This window comes from Mucilaginibacter frigoritolerans (assembly GCF_007830615.1).
GTDB lineage: Bacteria > Bacteroidota > Bacteroidia > Sphingobacteriales > Sphingobacteriaceae > Mucilaginibacter > Mucilaginibacter frigoritolerans.
This window is the reverse complement of sequence record NZ_VLLI01000005.1, coordinates 294,069-312,218: the sequence shown is the minus strand read 5'-3', so window position 1 is coordinate 312,218 and position 18,150 is coordinate 294,069. Positions and strand designations below refer to the sequence as shown.

The window sequence follows — 18,150 nt, the reverse complement described above, 5'->3', positions numbered from 1 at the left end:
GCAACTTTGGTTTTGAGATGCCGAAGTTAAGAATCAAAAATACGCCTACCTAAAATAAAAGCATTCATTTTGCTGGATACTTATTAAAACCAACAAAGCCCTGAAAGTTATACTTTCAAGGCTTTTGCTTAGTCAAAATTCAGCAGGATTTATTATTTAATGTCCGAATTGACTACCTTCTACTAGTTAGACAAGGTTACTTTTTCGTTCAATCTTGTCAAAATTAATCAGATCCCTGGTATTCTTTTGTACAGCTATAGCTGCAAATAAGGTAAGTAAAAACGACATGGCATAAAAGCCTTTTTCGCTTAAGGTTAAATCTGCATTCCACAAACCTACAGTAAGAAGCAAGACACAAATAAGGGTACAGGCCCAGCTTAAGCCATAATAAATATTGGTAACCTGGATACCCTCCAATCTGTCCCTAACACTTTTTTGTACTGATATTGCAGCAAAGAGTCCAAAAAGCAATATGGTGAAGTAATATCCTTTTTCGTTAAGTACCATTTTGGCATTCCACAAGCCGATGTTGTATGCTATAAAACCGATGATTAAAGCTGCCCATGATGCGCCTATAAACGCGTTTGATGGTTTCTGATCCATTGTTTTTTTAATTATGATAAAAGGTATAAGATGAATTAATAAAACAATGGTAATCAATATTTACAAAATATCAAGATTTATTAATGCCCTCCATTGAGGTAAAATCGTTTAATAGGTATAAATCTATGCAACATCAGATTTTCTTTCTTGTCATGTATTACTAAATACAGTTTCCCAGTAATTAAACCATCCGGTTCATTTTATGAAAATTGTTAAAAGGGCATATATACTTAAGTCTGTCTTTTATGCAGCATTATTATTTGTGTTATTTTCATGTAGCAACAAACATCGGCGAATTTCTTTTTATGCTTATTCAACACCCAGGCCATTGAATGATGATATCCCGGTGGGTACTGTAAATCGTTGCGGACTGGATTCACAAAAAATAAATAAACTTACCCGGCTTATCCTGGCAGATAGTATTCCTAACATTCATAGCTTGCTTATCGAAAAGGATGGAAAATTGATTTATGAGCAATATTTCGCTGGGAAAGATGAAATATGGGGTAAAGACCTTGGTTATGCGGAGCATTCCGTTAACGATCTGCATGATGTGAGAAGCATATCTAAAAGTATTGTTTCAGCATGTATTGGTATTGCCATCAATCAACACCTGATCAAGGATATTAATCAGCCTGTATTTTCATTCTTTCCCGAGTATAGTCAATATAATACCAGTGAGAAAAAAAACATAACCATCCGCCAGCTGCTCACCATGAGTTCGGGTTTAAGTTGGGATGAAGGGAATAATGATGAATTGAAAAATTGCGAATCCATTATGGAACATAGTTCCAATCCGCTTGCCTTTATTCTTAGCAGACCGATTGCTGTTACACCCGGAACAACCTGGAATTATAACAGTGGCGGAACACAGCTGCTTGCAGCCATTATAAAGAAAGTAAGCGGTGAAGACATTAACAACTATGCAACTAAAAACTTGTTTACCCCTTTGGGGATAACTAGTCATGTGTGGATAAAAATGGATGGGGGAGACCCGGCAGCGGCATCAGGATTACGTTTGCGATCAAGAGATCTTTTAAAATTTGCAATGTTATACGCCAATCATGGCATATACAACCAAAAGCAAATACTACCCTCAAAATGGGTAGATTCCTCCAGCACCATTGCAATAAAACGTCCTGAAGAAGAAGGCCCTGGAGGATATGGTTACCAATTTTGGATAGACAGCATAAAAGTTAACAGAAAAGGGTTGGAAGCAGTAGCTGCAAAGGGCAATGGAGGACAGCGCATCTTTGTATTAAACCCATACCATATGATAGTAATTATAACAGTCGGTAATTATGGTAAAAGCTTAAGGAATGATTCTCAGGCATTATTTATCCATTATATTATTCCTGCCATTCAATAACCCGATTCAGATAATCCCTATTTATCAAATTAACTTACTGCTGTATAAAACTCTTCCTTTTCAGTAGTATTAATCCGGATGATACCTGACAGGATCAAATCTACCAGTAGTTGCTGTGCACGCTTACGACTTATTTTAAGCAACTCACAGCACTCTTTTATGGTTATCCTTACAGTTTTGTCCAAATACTCCAAAAGTGTTTTTTCGAGCGTTGAATACTCAATTAGAACACCTTCATTTGATGCTGATCTTTTTAAAACATCAACTACAATTTTGCTGGCCAGTACGCTTTTATCTTTTACCCTTACATACACCCACCATTTACCATCCTCGGCAAGGGCATAATGAGGTTTCAGGTTACTTCCGGGTATTTCAACTACTAATACCAGTTTCTCATCAACATAAACCTCCTCAAAGCTAGGGTCGAGGGCTGGCCGGGCAAAAAGGTGAGCTGCTTTGGTAATCATGTAACGTTCTTCATCTTCTGATTTTACGCCTTTTATAGAGCCATCATCTGCTACACCAATCAATAATTTACCACCTCTGTTATTAGCAAAAGACACCATTGTACGCGCAATTTTTTCGCAACTTGTAATGGTCTTCTTAAAATCTAGTGATACCCCTTCTCCTTCAAAAATCAGCCTTTTCACATTCATAGTTATTTTTCCTCTTTCTTTATAAGTTGATAAGGTTTAAATATCTCCATCCAACTTTCGGGCTTTGTTATTGACGAAAACCCGAATTGACTATATAAGCCATGTGCATCTGATGTAGCTAATGACCATCTTCTTAATCCCTGCAATTCTGGGTGCTCAACAATGGTTTGTATCAGCCATTTTGATAAACCGACACCTCTGAATTGCGGCAAAATAAAAACGTCGCAAATGTATGCAAAAGTAGCCTTATCAGTTATTACCCTTGCGAAGCCTGCCAAATGCGCCTGACTATAAACGCCAAAACAAAGTGAGTTTTCAATAGCCCTTGTTAATCGTTCAGAAGGGATACCTTGCGCCCAATAAGAATCTTCGTTCAGATATTTGTAAATCACTTCAATGTCTAAAAGGTTTTTATCTGTAGATATTTGAAACCCTTTTTTAAGGAAAACGTCATCATTCATTATTACAAGCATTTATAAATTCTGAACTTTTATTAATTAATCTTCAATAGTTAAATCATCCGTTTTATCATCAATGAAATTTAAATTACGTACATAAATTTCATTAATAAGGGATGCACATAATTTATCCATTTTATCATAAATCTCCACCTGAAACGATTTCCTGAATTTTCCTGTTGTATTCAATTGATGTTCACAACCTGATATATCCTTTTCTGTAATCTGTGCTCTGAAATATAAATCTGTTTTTCCAGGCTTAACAAACCTGATAGCTGATGATCGTGACCATGCTTTAACTTTATAGCCCTTGCGAATTAATACCTGGTAAAATAAAACGGGATAAAATGGATCGGCTGCGGAAAATATGGTGCCGCCAAAAATAGAATCATGATAGTTTGTATTTAAAATACTTTTGCTGACTTTAATGCTGGCACCAGTAAATCCTTTATCAAATTTAATTACCCGGATGCGCTGAAAAAACAGAGGAGGGTAGAGGTTGATAGCCCATTTCAATACACCTTCAGATACTAACATATTGGCTAAATATCAGAAAAATCCGTTAATGTTTAAACTCGGCTTACAATAATTTACATCTTTATAATGTAATCATTTACCTTAATTGATTGTTTTTATACAAACAATGCTGAAACTTTTAGTGTTATGAAATTTGATAAATGAATAAAACTAAAACACCTATGAAAAAGCAAATTTTAAGTTTCGCGGTAATAGTGGCAATGATTTGCACGATTACAAGCAGTTGCAGCTCGCAAAAAAATGCAAGCAGCAGTGATACTACCAGTAAAGATACAAGTAAAATGAGTGCTCCGGCATCAACGGTTGATACCATAAAAAAGGACACAGCCGTGAAAAAAGACACCACTCATCATTAATATCTTTATACAACAAATGGCCGGAATACTTTTCCGGCCATTTGTTTTTAACTTTTATTCTATTAAAATGCACTTTTAATTACACCGCCATCAGCCCGTACAGCTGCACCGTTGGTTGCTATTGATAAATCACTTGCCAGATAAGTTACTAAACTGGCAATTTCATCAGGCTCAATAAAGCGTCGCAAAAGTGAAGTAGGACGCATTGTTTGGAAAAATTGTTTTTCAACTTCGTCAGTAGTAATACCTTTACCATTTGCCAGGTTTTCAATAAAACCACCCACGCCTTCGGATAAAGTTGGGCCCGGTAGTACGGGTATTTACAGTAACATTGGTTCCCTTTGTCAATTCGGCAAGCCCTCGTGCGACAGCAATCTGGGCAGTTTTAGTCATTCCGTAGTGAATCATTTCTTCTGGTATCTGAATGGCAGATTCACTTGAAATAAATATAATACGGCCCCAGTTTTTAGCAATCATTTTATTAAAATATGCTCTCGACAACCTGATACCGCTCAGCACATTTACCTCATAAAATTTAAACCAATCTTCATCTGTAATATCATTAAAAGCTTTAGGTTCAAAAATGCCTACATTATTAATGAGGATATCAACTTCTGGTAACTGATTAATTAATTGCCCAACTTGTTCTTTATCTTCAAAATCAGCAGCTATGCCGGTAATGTTTGCCATTCCCGTTTCTTTTTTTAATTTTCCTACAGCCTCATTTACGCGATCAGTTTTACGTCCGTTTACAATTACATTGACGCCTTCATTTGCTAATGCTTTAGCAATCGCGTATCCAATGCCGGCAGTTGATCCGGTTACTAATGCTGTTTTGTTTTTTATTTTAAAATCCATGATCTCAATTAACTTATATCAAATGATACAAGTTAGACATGTTTTGTGTATGATAATAAACCAATAAAAAAGATGGAATATTATTGACAAATAAGTCCTTTTAAACATATCCTATTAATTCATATAATTAACATTATGTTAAGTAATAATTCCTTTAAAAAGGGACTACACGTCCCTTTCTATTTTATTTGCCTCCTGTTAAGGCATCAATTTGTTTTTTCAAATCGTTTGCTTTTGCAGTGTTTTCTGCAGCATGAGCCGGATCAGTCTTTCCTCTGTAGTAGTTTCTTAAGTTGGTTAAGGCATCAACAGATTTCGGATTCAAATCAACAGCTTTTTGTAAATACGGTTTTGCCAGATCAAACTGTGCATTTGCTTTTGCAATGGCTGCCTGATATTCCTTTTCTTTATTTACAGGGATATTTCTGGCAACATTATATAAATCAACTGCCGGTCTTATTAATGCATAGCCACAATTTAAGTTTGCTTCAAAGTAATCCGGGTCAATTTCTATAGCTTTTTTACAGTAATCAACTCCTTTTGAGTAATTGTCCAAAGCGGTTTGATAAGTAGCTTTTTTTGCTGCATCATCTTTCATTTTGGCTGAACTTGTATTTGCAGCATCACCGATTTGGATGTAAGTTAAACCCGCATAGTAATATAAAAGCTTGTTTTTAGGATCATTAGCAATTGCTGCCTGTAATTTACCGGTGATATCTGCTGTTTTACCAGTTTGTAAGGCAATTTCTATCTCTTCTCTTTGTAAAGCAGTATTTCCGGGATATTTAACTAAAGCTTCGTCAATAATCTTCACCGCACCTGCTGTATCTTTATTCATTAGGTAAATATTAGGCAAATCGTTATAAATCCTGTTTTTGCCTGAATAATTGGTCGTCAATAAATCTTTATAATTTAAAATTGCTGCATTATAGTTTTTGGCATTGATGGCTGCAATAGCGGTATTTAAAATGGTTGTGGTATCAGTTGGTATTAACTGACGCGCACTATCAAAGGATTTGTATGCGTCATCAAACTTCTTGTTTTGAAAATCAGTAATTCCTTTATTTAATAAGTATTGCGCTAACTGAATATTGGCATGGTCGGTTAGTTTTGCATTTTCATTTTTGGTATCAAGCGTTTTAGCTTGTTTTAAAGCTTCGGATGCTGTATTAAACTCAACAATTGAAGTAGTTTGCACTGAATCATCAACGGCTATGGAAGCATAAATAGCAGCCTTTAATGCGTATGTAAGCGGTAATGCTGAAGTTTTCGGGTTAACTGAAGCTTTGTCGATAGATGTTTTAGCATCTGTAATGCTGGCTTTACCCTGAGCCACAATTACCGGAACTTTTGATCCGGCAGAAACCTGGTATTGATTGTATTTGTCCTGGGCATTATTTAATTCCCCTTTTTGTGCAAACGTTGTTGCTGATATCAAGCCCAAAAGGCCCACCATCAATAGTTTGATTTTCATGATTATTTATTAATTGGTTAACTGTTTTAGTTTATTATTTATCTTATTTACTTGATTTTGATTTCCACTTTGAGCGTAAACTAATTTTAATACTTCCAGGCATTTCGAATCATTGGGGTCTATTTCATTCGCTTTTTCCAACCATTGTGCTGCACGGGCTGCATTTTGTTCAGTATCTTTCTCCCTTTTTAACAAGCTTTGTTTAAAGTATAATAATCCCAAATTAAATATAGGATCAAATGCAGAACTATTTAATTCAATGGTTCTTAAATAAAGCGATTCCGCTTTATCATACTGGTTCAAATGGTCATAACAGTTTGCAGCAACAAAGGCAATATCTGCATTATTAATATTGATATCAAGTAATGCCGGCAATAATGGCCCTAATGCCTTATAATCTTTTCTGTTATTATAAATATTTGCTTCATCAAGCAACAAAGACTTATTATCGGGTAATAATCTACGACCCTTTTTAATAATTTCAAGCGCCGTTACGGTATCCCCTATTGATTTGTAAATATTAGATGCTGATTCTACATATTCTGCCTTAACACTATCTGTATTTATTAAATCGGTATAATATTTTGCGGCCAGTTGTAAATTACCTAGTTTATTATTGGAATAAGCAATATAAGCCTTTAATTGTTTGTAGTCCGGGGAATATTTCTGTGCAGCCTCGAATAACTGAATAGCATTTATAAAATCGGAAGTCCTGACGTATTCAAATGCTTTTCTAACATAAACATTTGTTAAACATCGCCTTACATAATCAATTTCCTCCGGATATCTGTAAATTTTCCTATTGGCAATTAGCTTATCAACCAAATCTGTTGTTTGCGTAAAAAACTTTGCAGGCTGATTCAGTTTATTCAAGCTGTCAATGTATAAAATACTTGTATTGACTATAGCCCTGTAAACTAACTTTTCAACGTCTAATGAGTCCTCATGGGTTGTAAATAAACTATCTACAGACTTTTTGGCGCTGGCTAAATATTTAAGGTCCTTTTTTTGCTTATAAAAAGCCAAATTGTTCACCACACTCTTTAAAGCCTCTTTTTGGGAAAAGGCTGCAGAAGTGGTGAACAAAAGGACTAAAACCGGTATTATTATTTTACGGCTTTGCATGCTGTTTATTCGTTTGTTTCTATGGTATCATCTGCATCAGGCTCTGTTCCGTTGCTTTCTGCATTTTCATCAAGCTCCTTATCTTCATCCTCATCATGTTCAACTTTGGCAATTGATGCAATCTCATCATTTCCTTTCAAGGTTATCAACCTAACGCCCTGTGTTGCTCTTCCCATAGTACGGAGTTCACTAATGGCTATCCTTATAATGATACCTGATTTATTGATAATCATCAGATCCTCATTATCAGTAACACCTTTAATGGCAACCAGTTTTCCGGTTTTTTCAGTAACGTTTAGGGTTTTAACGCCTTTGCCGCCTCTGTTAGTTACTCTATAATCGTCAATATCAGTACGTTTACCATAGCCCTTTTCAGAAACCACTAATACCGTTGTTTCAGGATTATCAATACTGATCATGCCTACAACCTCGTCGTTATCATCTTCTAACGTAATACCACGTACACCTGTTGCGGTACGACCCATCGGACGTACATTTGATTCATTAAAGCGTATTGCACGACCAGATTTTAAAGCCATTACAATTTCGCTGCTGCCGCTGGTTAAGCTTGCTTCAAGCAATGAATCACCTTCGTTGATATTAATAGCATTGATGCCATTTGCACGCGGACGTGAATAGGCCTCAAGTGAAGTCTTTTTGATGGTACCTTTTTTGGTACACATAATAATGAAGTTATTTTCAAGGTATTCTTTATCCTTCAAATTAATCAATTTGATATATGCCTTGATATTTTCTTCTTTAGGAATATTGATAATATTCTGAATAGCTCTGCCTTTTGATGTTCTGGTTCCTTCAGGTATTTCGAATACCCTCAGCCAGAAACATTGACCCGACTCGGTAAAGAACAGCATGTAGTTGTGGTTTGACGCCACTAATAAATGTTCAATAAAATCAGAATCGCGACTGTTACTACCGATCGAACCTTTACCACCTCTACCCTGCCTGCGGTATTCTGTTAACGGAGTACGTTTAATATACCCCTCACGCGAAATGGTAATCACTACGTCCTCATCTTCAATAAAGTCTTCAGTTTGCATTTCTGCAGATGAGTGAACCATTTCAGTTTTACGCTCATCACCGTATTTATCCCTTATTTCTATTAACTCATCTCTAATAATCTGCATTCTCAGCCCTTCATCAGCCAAAACAGAGTTTAAGTAGTCAATCAGTTTCATTAAGCTTTCATACTCATCTTTAATCTTATCACGCTCAAGTCCTGTTAACCTTCTTAGCGTCATATCCAGAATAGCACGGGCTTGTATATCTGATAAACCGAATTGGGTTATCAAACCTTCTCTCGCGTCATCAGGTGTATTTGAAGCACGTATCAACCGGATAACTTCATCAAGGTGATCTAGTGCTATCAATAATCCTTCGAGTATATGGGCACGTTTCTGAGCCTCTGAAAGCTCAAATTTCGTACGGCGGATAACCACCTCATGTCTGTGTTCAACAAAATGATGAATCAGATCTTTAAGGTTTAGCAACATTGGTCTGCCATGCACCAACGCAATATTATTTATGCTGAATGATGTTTGCAGTGAGGTATACTTATACAGGTTATTGAGAACTATAGCAGCATTGGCATCACGTTTTATTTCGTAAACAACACGAATACCTAACCTATTAGACTCGTCTCTGATAGCAGAAATCCCTTCCAGTTTCTTTTCATTAACCAACTCAGCAGTACGCTCAATCATTAATGATTTATTTACCTGATAAGGCACTTCAGTTACTATAATACGTTCTCTATCGTTATTATAAGTTTCAATTTCAGCTCTCGATCTTATTACAATTCTGCCTCTTCCTGTCTCAAAAGCTTCACGGGCACCTTCAAAGCCGTATATAATACCTCCTGTAGGAAAATCCGGGCCTTTGATGTATTTCATCAGTTCCCCAACCTCAATCTGGCGGTTATCTATTAGTGCAAGAGTTGCGTTAACTACTTCTGTTAAGTTATGCGGAGCCATGTTAGTGGCCATACCAACCGCAATACCTGAGGCTCCGTTTACTAATAAATTAGGGAATTTTGCAGGTAGCACCGTTGGTTCCTGTAAGGAATCGTCAAAGTTTAATTGAAAATCAATGGTGTCTTTATTGATATCAGCCAACATTTCTTCGGCAATCTTTTCAAGCCTTGCCTCTGTATATCGCATTGCCGCCGGTTCATCACCGTCAATTGATCCGTAGTTACCTTGTCCTTCAACAAACGGATAGCGTAAGCTCCAATCCTGTGCCATACGTACCATGGCATCATAAACAGACTTGTCACCATGCGGGTGGTACTTACCTAGCACCTCACCTACTATACGGGCCGATTTTTTATAGGGTTTATTGTTATTTAAGCCCAAATCAAGCATACCGTACAAAACGCGTCTGTGTACTGGTTTTAAGCCGTCACGAACATCTGGTAATGCTCTTGATACAATAACCGACATTGAATAATCAATGTAGGCTGACCGCATCTCTTCATCAATATTTATCGAAATTATTCTGTCTTCTTTTTGTGAATTATCGTTGTCTGTTCCTTCGGCCATTTTTTATTTCGTTGTAGAATCTTCTCTCTATAATTGCCCGTTCAAAAAGTGTTTTTAAACGACCTGCGAAGTTAAGAAAATTAATGGTTTTACCATGCCATTTTTAGTAACATTTATAGGTTTTATCCACAAAATGGGGTATTTTATACCGGCTGACGGTTTTATTTGGTAATGGTTTTTTGGGTATTGCTATTTTATTTTTTTCCAGTACTCTTCAACCTGCATTCCGGTAGGTAAAGTACCCTTTAAAGTAAGCGTATCATTTTTTATCGTATACAGGTAATGGATTGGAATATTGGTAATTTTTGAGGGCTGGGTGCAAAAAGTTTCTGTATCAACACAGGTATCACCGTTTAACACATAGGTACCAGCTTCAAACTTCTCAGGTTCATAACCTTTTTCTACCACAAAGGCTTCATAACTATTTTCATTGTACTTGCGGTGTAAAGCATATGCAGTTGGAGCACCTTCTTTTTTACCATTGTAAATACCGCCCTCAAATTCCCAGTTACCTTTAAGGCTAACCGGCTTTATGAAAGAGCATAATAGCAAAGCAGATAAAATAAGCAACCAGTTTTTCATTGAAAACAGTTTTTTACACCCAGTTAATTCCTTTTTTCAGAAGCGATAAAGTCTTTTCTTCCTCACTACCAGCTTCGGGTTGATAATTATAAACCCATTTGGCTGTTGGTGGCAGACTCATCAAAATAGATTCAATACGTCCGTTAGTTTCCAGACCAAATTTGGTACCCGCATCATACACCAGGTTAAACTCGGTATACCTGCTGCGGCGCTGATACTGCCATTGCTGATGATTTTCATTAAAAGCTTTACCCCGATTTCGGTTAACCAATTCTGTATAAATTGGGATAAATGAGCGTCCAACAGCTTTTGAAAACTCAAATATATTATCCCAACTGGTATCTTCAGTTGCGGTTAAACGGTCATAAAATATACCGCCTATACCCCTGGTCTCATTACGGTGTTTAATGAAAAAGTAATCATCGGCCCATAATTTAAAACGGTGATAGAAGTCGGAAGAGTATGCGTTACAAACCGACCTTAAGTATTCGTGAAAATAGGCTGAGTCAGCATCAAAAATATAGTGTGGTGTTAAATCTATACCACCGCCAAACCATCTTACAGGTTCAGTTCCTGTTCCGAATGAAGAAGGCATTTCAAAATACCTGATATTCATATGGATGATAGGAACCATGGGATGATTGGGATGGATCACAATGGAAACACCTGTAGCAAAAAAATCGTCCTGATCAACTTTCAGGGCTTTTTTCATGGTATCCGGTAATTGTCCATGAACTGCTGAGAAGTTCACTCCTCCTCTTTCAAATATATTACCATTCTGGATAATACGGGTGCGGCCACCGCCGCCGCCTTCACGCTCCCATTTTTCTTCTTCAAAAACTGATTTTCCGTCCGTCAATTCCAACGCCGCACATATTTCATCCTGAATTTGCTGGTAATCGGCGGCTATTTGTTCCTTGGTTATCATGGAAGCAAAGTTGCAGATTTTTTATGTAGACTCGTAATGTTTTATGTGGTTAGGAAGCTTCAACGTAATCAAGATCTTTTCCATACGTTTCCTTTAGCTGACTAACGGATAGTAAAGCAATAACAGTAAGAATGGCCATCATAATATAGCCACTGGTAACCATACCATAATGCACCACCAACGCGGTAAAAGCCAAATTGATAGGTATTAATGATCCCCTTACAAAATTTGGGACCGTGGTAGCTACTGTTGCCCTGATATTGGTACCGAATTGCTCCGCAGCTATGGTTACAAATGTTGCCCAATAACCAACGGCACAGCCCATAAAAAAACAAAGCCAAACAAATTCCCTGCTGTTTAATCCTTTGGCACTTAAATAACAAACCACGCTAATTGCTGAAAGTGACAGAAAAACCGCCATAGTAATTTTTCTTGATTTAGTAAACTGCGCCAGCAAACCGGCAAATATACCGCCAACCGCTATACCGATATAGGTATATAAAATACCATCAGCAGCACTTAATGGCTCGGTGGCTCCCAGTGCTTTGCCAAACTCGGGCGAAAGGGTAACCAAAACACCCACAACGTACCAAAGTGGTGCACCAATTAAAATGCAATAAATATATTTTTTAAAACGGCCCCAATTATTGAAAAGCATCAGGAAATTACCTTTTTTAATTTCACTTTGTTCTATATTTTTGAACATTCCTGATTCAAAGGTACCTATACGCAACAAGAGTAATAAAATACCTAAAACTCCACCTACAATGTAAGCATTTTGCCAACCATGTTTGGCCACGGTTACGGCAAGCGCTGCACCAAATAATCCAATTACAGCTACAATCGTTGTTCCCGAACCTCTTCTCTCTTTGCTTAATGTTTCTGTAACCAATGTAATTCCCGCACCTAGTTCACCTGCCAGGCCTATGCCTGCAATAAAGCGGATAGCTGCGTACGTATTTACGTCGTGTACAAAGGCATTAGCGAAATTGGCCAATGAGTAAAGTAATATAGAACCAAAAAGTACTTTTATTCTTCCTAATTTATCACCAACTATACCCCACAAAATACCGCCAAGAAGCAAGCCAAACATTTGTAAATTAATGATAAAAAGTCCCTGGGGCAGTATATCGGCAGGTTTAACGCCAATAGAGAGTAAGCTGCTTTTTCTTACTATAGAAAAGACCAGTAAATCATAGATATCTACAAAGTAGCCTAAGGAAGCTACGAGAACTAAAAAGATCACATTTCTTTTGGCTTTAGCCGAAGCTGCATCAGTCATAGTTTAAACAAATTGGTTGGCTAATGTAGCAGAATTATTAAAAACCCAAAAAAAATAAAACAAAAAAACCTCTGGGTGGCAGAGGTTCTCCTAATTAAAAATTAGAAAAATTATGCTTTTTTTACATTTACAGCCTGTAATCCTTTTCTGCCCTCTTCTACGTCGTATGTAACGCTATCGTTATCTTTAATGGCATTTACGCCGCCTTGTACATCCTTAAAGTGTACAAAAAGATCCTTACCATCGTCGGTAACAATAAAACCATAACCTTTTTGTGTGTTAAACCATTTTACTTTTCCAGTTTTCATAAAATATTATAATTGTTGTATAAAAAATTGTGTTACAGATTAAAAACCTATGCCAAACTGAATAAAATAGTATTATAATCAGAAAGATATAGAAAAACCAATCTTTTCAAATATATAAAATAATTAACAACCAAATAAAATTATTTATTTGGTTGTGGGGTTAACCTTAAATAGGGTTTAACCTGTGTAAAACCTTTTGGAAATTTTGCGGGGATGTCTTCTGTTTTAATTGCAGGTACCACCACAACGTCTTCACCATCCTTCCAATCGGCTGGGGTAGCCACGCTATAATTGGCCGTTAATTGCAGGGAATCGATTACCCTTAATATTTCCTGGAAATTCCTTCCGGTTGAGGCTGGATAAGTGATGATCAGTTTAATGGTTTTATCGGGCGCTATTACAAATAATGACCGCACAGTAGCTGTTAATGACGCATTAGGATGAATCATATCATATGCAAGTGCAATCTCTCGGTTCTCATCCCCTATTATCGGGAAATTAACTTCAACACCCTGTGTTTCATTAATATCCTTTATCCATCCTTTGTGCGATTCAACTGAATCAACACTCAATGCAATTACCTTTACGTTGCGTTTTTCAAATTCACTTTTTAGTGAAGCTGTTTTACCTAACTCAGTGGTACAAACCGGGGTATAATCTGCAGGATGGGAAAATAACACACCCCAGCTATCGCCAAGATATTCGTAAAAGTCTATCTCGCCTTCGGATGTTTTTGCTTTAAAATTTGGAGCCTTATCTCCTAATCGTAAACTCATAATTTAATAATTTATTTGTTTAATAATGCACTAAGTTAAGCTGATTGTTTCATTAATCAATAGTGATTTTGAAAAAACACTACAATTTACATAGATATTATAGTTTTATTCTTAATTAAACAGTCAGTTAAAGGTAATCCAACTTAATTAAACCTATCACAACATTATACGGCAAACTTTGTTGCTCCTACTTTAAGCTTATTTATGGATAGACACACCTATGATACCGGCATAATCGGTAATTGCGCTTTCCTGGCGCACATTAATAAAAATACTAATGTCGACTGGCTTTGCTGGCCGCGATTTGACAGCACTTTTATCTTCGGCGGTTTACTGGATCAAAAAAAGGGTGGCGCATTTTCAATACTCCCTACAAGTGATTATACCTCCCATCAGTATTACCTGGAAAACACCAATGTATTGATAACCGAAATAACTGCCCAAAACAGCAGCAAATACCGCATTACAGACTTTGCTCCACGTTTTTTTGAACACCAGCGTTATTATAAATCCTTAATGCTGATCCGTAAGGTAGAGCCACTGAACGGATCGCCGCAGATTGTGGTAAAATGTGAACCTGTCTCTGATTATGGCAATATAAAACTTGATGTAAACCGGGGCAGTAACCATATTCAGTTTTTAGGTGGCGAAGAAAACATCAGGCTTACAACAAACATACCAATAAGCTATGTTTTTGACGAACAGCCATTTGTGATAAGTGAAGCCAAGTATCTGGTAATGACCTATGGCGAGCCTTTAGAAGCACCGCTGATAAGCACTGCTGAACGTTTTTTACGTGAAACCACACAATACTGGCGCACATGGATAAAACACTCGTCAATAGCTACCTATTACCAACCTTTTGTAATAAGGTCTGCATTGGCCTTAAAAATACACCAGTTTGAAGATACCGGAGCTATTATAGCCGCCAGCACAACCAGCCTACCCGAATCTCCTGGCAGCGGCCGTAACTGGGATTACCGTTATTGTTGGCTGCGCGATACCTATTACGTATTAACCTCGTTGAATCACATTGGCCATTTTGAGGAGATGGAGAAATACTTCAATTACGTTACCGATATTTCATTTAATGAAACGGAGCGCTACCAGCCACTTTACGGCATAACAGGCAAGAAACAGCTAACCGAGCAAATATTAACCGACCTGGAAGGCTATATGGGTAACCAGCCTGTGCGGATTGGCAACCAGGCTTATGAGCACATTCAGAATGATATTTACGGACAGGTGATGATCTCCGTACTCCCACTCTACACAGACCATCGCTTCATTTTTTCAGAAAGAAAGGATTCTGTGAAATGGATAGAGTTTTTACTCAAGAAAATAGAACATACTATTGATGAAAAAGATGCTGGTATTTGGGAATTCCGTAACATGGCGAATGTGCATTGTTATAGTAACCTTTTCCAGTGGGCAGGTGCTTCGGCTGCCGAAAAAATGGCCCGTACTATTGACAATAAAGAACTGACAGACAAAGCCATCGCCCTTAAAAACCGTGCAGCAGAACATATTGAAAGTTGTTACGACCCGGTTAGAAAAGTATATACCAATTCGGCAGGCAGCGCTAATCTGGATGCCAGCACTTTGCAGCTAATTATGATGAATTACCTTGACCCTGCGTCTGACAGGGCTAAAGACCATCTCATTGCGTTGGAAAAAGAACTAAAAACTCCCAACGGATTATTTTACAGGTATTTATATAAAGATGATTTTGGCCGCCCAAAAACAACGTTTTTAATATGCGCTTTCTGGTATGTAGAAGCTTTAGCTAGTGTAGGCAGACTTGACGATGCTATGCGCGAATTTGAGAACCTACTCCAATACTCCAACCACCTGCTATTATTTAGTGAGGATGTAGATGAAAATGACGGCAGCCAATGGGGGAATTTCCCACAGGCCTACAGTCATGTGGGTTTAATGAATGCAGCCTACCGCATAGCAATGAAGCTTGACCGGCCAATATTCTTGTAAAATAAAAACAGTGCACATGGTGTTCAAAAATGGACCCCATGTACACTGATGAAATAGTGTCGTTCTTTTTAGATGCTTTATCTATCCTTTTACCTCTAAAACAGTACTTTCAGTAAAACGGGTAAGCATATTGCGTACCTCCATCGGGTTACGTAAGTAAAATTTAGCTGCAGATACATTACTCCCTACTTTTATAGTGATAGCAGTATCTGGTAACGATTTAAAAACATCTTCGTCGGTATAATCATCTCCAAAGGCAATTATGAAATCATAATCATTTTTTTCAAGCAGTATAGAAGCAGCTTTACCTTTGTTTATTTCCATATTTTTAACTTCAAGCACTTTATCGCCAGGTAGTAATTGCAGGCCTTTATCTGTGGCATGATACTTCAAATTATTCATCAGTTCATTCGCCCTTAATTCGCCTAAACCTTTTTGTGCATTACGGTAATGCCAAACCAGCGAATAGGTTTTCTCCTCTATAAACGTACCGGGTGTACGGTCAACATAAGTATCTAATATCGGGTAAATATCGTGTTTCCAGGCATCTGAAAGTCCTGAAATCTTGTGCCACGATTTATTCTGCTGTTTAAACCACGACCCATGTTCGGCTATCAGGTACATATTCTTATCGCCAAACCAATCACCCAAATTCTGGTGTTTGCGTCCACTGATCAAAACCAGTTCATTAGCCGGATCTTCACTAAGCTTATCGATGATCGAAAAAAGGGCTTCATCAGGATAGGCTTGTGCTATGTTTGATTTAAAACCCACCAGGGTTCCATCATAATCTAAAAAAATGATCCTTTTCTTCGTTTTAATATAACGATTAACGATTGATTGCTCAGTTGCAAAGCTCACATGCCGGGTTTGCATGGAACGCTGCATCTGTTTTACTTCTTTCAGTTTATCCATAAACACCTTAACCCAGTGTGTAATGTTAAATTTAGAAACCAGCTGACGCATTTGCTTCATTCGTCTTTTCTGTTCATCTAAAGGCATATTAATGGCCTCTATTATCGCATTACATACTTCACCGCTGTTATTCGGATTTACAATCACAGCATCTATCAATTCTTTTGATGCGCCTGCCATTTCACTTAATATCAGCACGCCATCATCATTTACCCTACTGGCAACATACTCTTTGCTCACCAGGTTCATTCCATCCCTTAAGGGGGTTACCAGGCAAACATCAGCAGAAGAATATAAGGCCGATAGCATTTCAATAGGAAATGAACGATAGTAATAATGAATAGGCGTCCAATCCATTTTACGGTATAATGCATTGATGTTGCCAACCCTTTTATCAATCTCCTCCCGTAGATGGGCATATTGAGGTACCGAGTCTCTTGATGGTACCACAATCATATATAAGGTAACCTTTTCGCAATATTCCGGATGTTGCTGCAACAATTGCTCAAAGGCTTGTAAACGCTGTAATATACCTTTACTGTAATCCAAACGGTCAATAGACAGGATCAGCTTTGAATTTTTAAAAGTTTCTTTAATTAAGGCCTTTTGTTCAAGGACACCCTTCTGTAAAGGGAGTGAAGCATATTTTTCATTATCAATTCCCATCGGGAATGATTCGGCCACTACCAAACGTTCGTCAACTGTTAAAACATTAGCAGAAGCATTCACAGGTAAAACGCGTGTTACAGCACCCAAGAAATGGCGTACATCATCAAACGTGTGGAAACCGATCAGGTCTGCCCCTAACATTCCTTCCAGCAATTCTTTGCGCCAGGGTATCAGCCTGAATAATTCATTTGAAGGGAACGGGATATGCTGAAAAAAGCCAATAGATACATCAGGTAGTTCTTTTCTTATTAACGCGGGCAAAAGCAATAACTGGTAATCATGTATCCATATTACATCGCCAGGCTCTGCTATTTTTAAAACAGCTTCTGCAAATTTTTTATTTACCGCTTGATAATAATCCCAGTTGGATTGTTTGTAAACACTATAGGTTGAAACATAATAATGAAACACTGGCCATAAAACATCATTAGAGAAGCCTTCGTAATACTGATTTATCTCCTCCTGATTTAAAAACACCGGTTCCAGACTCAGTTTTGCCAATTGGGCGCTTACATTATCCTGATCCTCCTTTTCATCAATTTCAATTCCGGGCCACCCTATCCATTTATTATCGCCTTGTTTATAAATTGAACCCAAACCGGTAGCTAAACCACCTTCGCTGGTAGATAACATATATTCATTGTCTGTTTTTGATATTTTAACGGGTAACCTATTGGAAACAATTATAGTTTTTGCCATACAAAATC

18 protein-coding genes are annotated in these 18,150 nt (G+C 37.4%); 3 read left to right on the top strand and 15 right to left on the bottom strand.

The window, feature by feature from the left end; all coding sequences use genetic code 11:
• Positions 1-186 precede the first annotated feature (186 nt).
• On the bottom strand, positions 187-603 hold the full coding sequence (gene yiaA, locus JN11_RS10480; RefSeq protein WP_144912340.1) for an inner membrane protein YiaA: 417 nt from the start codon (positions 601-603) through the stop codon (positions 187-189).
• A gap of 202 nt (positions 604-805) precedes the next feature.
• Between yiaA and JN11_RS10475 the strand changes: the two genes are divergently transcribed.
• Positions 806-1,972: a serine hydrolase domain-containing protein gene (locus JN11_RS10475; RefSeq protein ID WP_144912338.1), complete on the top strand. Its 1,167-nt coding sequence runs from the start codon at positions 806-808 to the stop codon at positions 1,970-1,972.
• Positions 1,973-2,001: 29 nt separating this feature from the next.
• Here JN11_RS10475 and JN11_RS10470 read toward each other — a convergent pair whose 3' ends face one another.
• From JN11_RS10470 to JN11_RS10460, 3 genes are read right to left on the bottom strand one after another with little or no spacing between them, the layout of a single operon-like run.
• Positions 2,002-2,628 (bottom strand): AlbA family DNA-binding domain-containing protein, encoded by a 627-nt coding sequence (locus JN11_RS10470; RefSeq protein WP_144912336.1) that lies wholly within the window; start codon positions 2,626-2,628, stop codon positions 2,002-2,004.
• 2 nt (positions 2,629-2,630) lie between these two features.
• Positions 2,631-3,089 carry a GNAT family N-acetyltransferase gene (locus JN11_RS10465; protein ID WP_144912334.1) on the bottom strand — a complete coding sequence of 153 codons (459 nt, stop codon included), beginning with the start codon at positions 3,087-3,089 and terminating at the stop codon, positions 2,631-2,633.
• A gap of 36 nt (positions 3,090-3,125) precedes the next feature.
• Positions 3,126-3,623 (bottom strand): PaaI family thioesterase, encoded by a 498-nt coding sequence (locus JN11_RS10460; protein WP_144912332.1) that lies wholly within the window; start codon positions 3,621-3,623, stop codon positions 3,126-3,128.
• Positions 3,624-3,784: 161 nt separating this feature from the next.
• On the opposite strand from JN11_RS10460, the gene JN11_RS10455 reads away from it, so the two are divergent.
• Complete coding sequence (locus JN11_RS10455) at positions 3,785-3,979, top strand: hypothetical protein (RefSeq protein ID WP_144912330.1); 195 nt, start codon at positions 3,785-3,787, stop codon at positions 3,977-3,979.
• Between the two features lie 62 nt (positions 3,980-4,041).
• On the opposite strand, the gene JN11_RS24835 is transcribed toward JN11_RS10455, so the two are convergent.
• The 10 genes from JN11_RS24835 to JN11_RS10410 all read right to left on the bottom strand — a co-directional run bounded on the left by JN11_RS24835 (position 4,042) and on the right by JN11_RS10410 (position 13,870).
• On the bottom strand, positions 4,042-4,263 hold the full coding sequence (locus tag JN11_RS24835) for an SDR family oxidoreductase (RefSeq protein ID WP_262713279.1): 222 nt from the start codon (positions 4,261-4,263) through the stop codon (positions 4,042-4,044).
• On the bottom strand, positions 4,247-4,837 hold the full coding sequence (locus JN11_RS10450) for an SDR family NAD(P)-dependent oxidoreductase (protein WP_262713278.1): 591 nt from the start codon (positions 4,835-4,837) through the stop codon (positions 4,247-4,249). The genes JN11_RS24835 and JN11_RS10450 overlap by 17 nt, the downstream gene beginning before the upstream one ends.
• Positions 4,838-5,021: 184 nt before the next feature.
• On the bottom strand, positions 5,022-6,311 hold the full coding sequence (locus JN11_RS10445) for a tetratricopeptide repeat protein (RefSeq protein WP_144912328.1): 1,290 nt from the start codon (positions 6,309-6,311) through the stop codon (positions 5,022-5,024).
• Positions 6,312-6,320: 9 nt separating this feature from the next.
• Positions 6,321-7,436, bottom strand: coding sequence for a tetratricopeptide repeat protein (locus JN11_RS10440; RefSeq protein ID WP_144912326.1), 1,116 nt, complete (start codon positions 7,434-7,436; stop codon positions 6,321-6,323).
• A 5-nt stretch (positions 7,437-7,441) separates the two neighbouring features.
• The gene (gyrA, locus tag JN11_RS10435) at positions 7,442-9,994 is read right to left on the bottom strand and encodes a DNA gyrase subunit A (protein WP_144912324.1); all 2,553 of its coding nucleotides are present in this window, start codon (positions 9,992-9,994) and stop codon (positions 7,442-7,444) included.
• 189 nt (positions 9,995-10,183) lie between these two features.
• A complete protein-coding gene (locus JN11_RS10430) occupies positions 10,184-10,576 on the bottom strand; it encodes a hypothetical protein (protein WP_144912322.1) in 393 nt (130 codons plus the stop codon).
• Between the two features lie 13 nt (positions 10,577-10,589).
• Positions 10,590-11,504 carry an oxygen-dependent coproporphyrinogen oxidase gene (hemF, locus tag JN11_RS10425; protein WP_144912320.1) on the bottom strand — a complete coding sequence of 305 codons (915 nt, stop codon included), beginning with the start codon at positions 11,502-11,504 and terminating at the stop codon, positions 10,590-10,592.
• 49 nt (positions 11,505-11,553) lie between these two features.
• Positions 11,554-12,786, bottom strand: a complete 1,233-nt coding sequence (locus JN11_RS10420) for an MFS transporter (protein WP_144912318.1) — start codon at positions 12,784-12,786, stop codon at positions 11,554-11,556.
• 110 nt (positions 12,787-12,896) lie between these two features.
• On the bottom strand, positions 12,897-13,094 hold the full coding sequence (locus JN11_RS10415; protein WP_144912316.1) for a cold-shock protein: 198 nt from the start codon (positions 13,092-13,094) through the stop codon (positions 12,897-12,899).
• 140 nt (positions 13,095-13,234) lie between these two features.
• Positions 13,235-13,870 (bottom strand): peroxiredoxin, encoded by a 636-nt coding sequence (locus JN11_RS10410; protein WP_144912314.1) that lies wholly within the window; start codon positions 13,868-13,870, stop codon positions 13,235-13,237.
• A 204-nt stretch (positions 13,871-14,074) separates the two neighbouring features.
• Here JN11_RS10410 and JN11_RS10405 point away from each other — a divergent pair, with 204 nt between their 5' ends.
• The gene (locus JN11_RS10405; RefSeq protein WP_144912312.1) at positions 14,075-15,859 is read left to right on the top strand and encodes a glycoside hydrolase family 15 protein; all 1,785 of its coding nucleotides are present in this window, start codon (positions 14,075-14,077) and stop codon (positions 15,857-15,859) included.
• Positions 15,860-15,940: 81 nt separating this feature from the next.
• Here JN11_RS10405 and JN11_RS10400 read toward each other — a convergent pair whose 3' ends face one another.
• Positions 15,941-18,142: a bifunctional alpha,alpha-trehalose-phosphate synthase (UDP-forming)/trehalose-phosphatase gene (locus tag JN11_RS10400; protein ID WP_144912310.1), complete on the bottom strand. Its 2,202-nt coding sequence runs from the start codon at positions 18,140-18,142 to the stop codon at positions 15,941-15,943.
• Positions 18,143-18,150: the final 8 nt, after the last annotated feature.

Bases quoted from the DNA above. Each gene is read 5' to 3' on its own strand.
- JN11_RS10455 (WP_144912330.1), top strand. From the start codon at position 3,785: ATGAAAAAGCAAATTTTAAGTTTCGCGGTAATAGTGGCAATGATTTGC.
- JN11_RS10475 (WP_144912338.1), top strand. From the start codon at position 806: ATGAAAATTGTTAAAAGGGCATATATACTTAAGTCTGTCTTTTATGCA.
- JN11_RS10410 (WP_144912314.1), bottom strand. From the start codon at position 13,870: ATGAGTTTACGATTAGGAGATAAGGCTCCAAATTTTAAAGCAAAAACA.
- JN11_RS10415 (WP_144912316.1), bottom strand. From the start codon at position 13,094: ATGAAAACTGGAAAAGTAAAATGGTTTAACACACAAAAAGGTTATGGT.
- yiaA (WP_144912340.1), bottom strand. From the start codon at position 603: ATGGATCAGAAACCATCAAACGCGTTTATAGGCGCATCATGGGCAGCT.
- JN11_RS10420 (WP_144912318.1), bottom strand. From the start codon at position 12,786: ATGACTGATGCAGCTTCGGCTAAAGCCAAAAGAAATGTGATCTTTTTA.
- JN11_RS10470 (WP_144912336.1), bottom strand. From the start codon at position 2,628: ATGAATGTGAAAAGGCTGATTTTTGAAGGAGAAGGGGTATCACTAGAT.
- JN11_RS10445 (WP_144912328.1), bottom strand. From the start codon at position 6,311: ATGAAAATCAAACTATTGATGGTGGGCCTTTTGGGCTTGATATCAGCA.
- JN11_RS10400 (WP_144912310.1), bottom strand. From the start codon at position 18,142: ATGGCAAAAACTATAATTGTTTCCAATAGGTTACCCGTTAAAATATCA.
- JN11_RS10465 (WP_144912334.1), bottom strand. From the start codon at position 3,089: ATGAATGATGACGTTTTCCTTAAAAAAGGGTTTCAAATATCTACAGAT.
- gyrA (WP_144912324.1), bottom strand. From the start codon at position 9,994: ATGGCCGAAGGAACAGACAACGATAATTCACAAAAAGAAGACAGAATA.
- JN11_RS10430 (WP_144912322.1), bottom strand. From the start codon at position 10,576: ATGAAAAACTGGTTGCTTATTTTATCTGCTTTGCTATTATGCTCTTTC.
- JN11_RS10460 (WP_144912332.1), bottom strand. From the start codon at position 3,623: ATGTTAGTATCTGAAGGTGTATTGAAATGGGCTATCAACCTCTACCCT.
- hemF (WP_144912320.1), bottom strand. From the start codon at position 11,504: ATGATAACCAAGGAACAAATAGCCGCCGATTACCAGCAAATTCAGGAT.
- JN11_RS10440 (WP_144912326.1), bottom strand. From the start codon at position 7,436: ATGCAAAGCCGTAAAATAATAATACCGGTTTTAGTCCTTTTGTTCACC.
- JN11_RS10405 (WP_144912312.1), top strand. From the start codon at position 14,075: ATGGATAGACACACCTATGATACCGGCATAATCGGTAATTGCGCTTTC.
- JN11_RS10450 (WP_262713278.1), bottom strand. From the start codon at position 4,837: ATGGATTTTAAAATAAAAAACAAAACAGCATTAGTAACCGGATCAACT.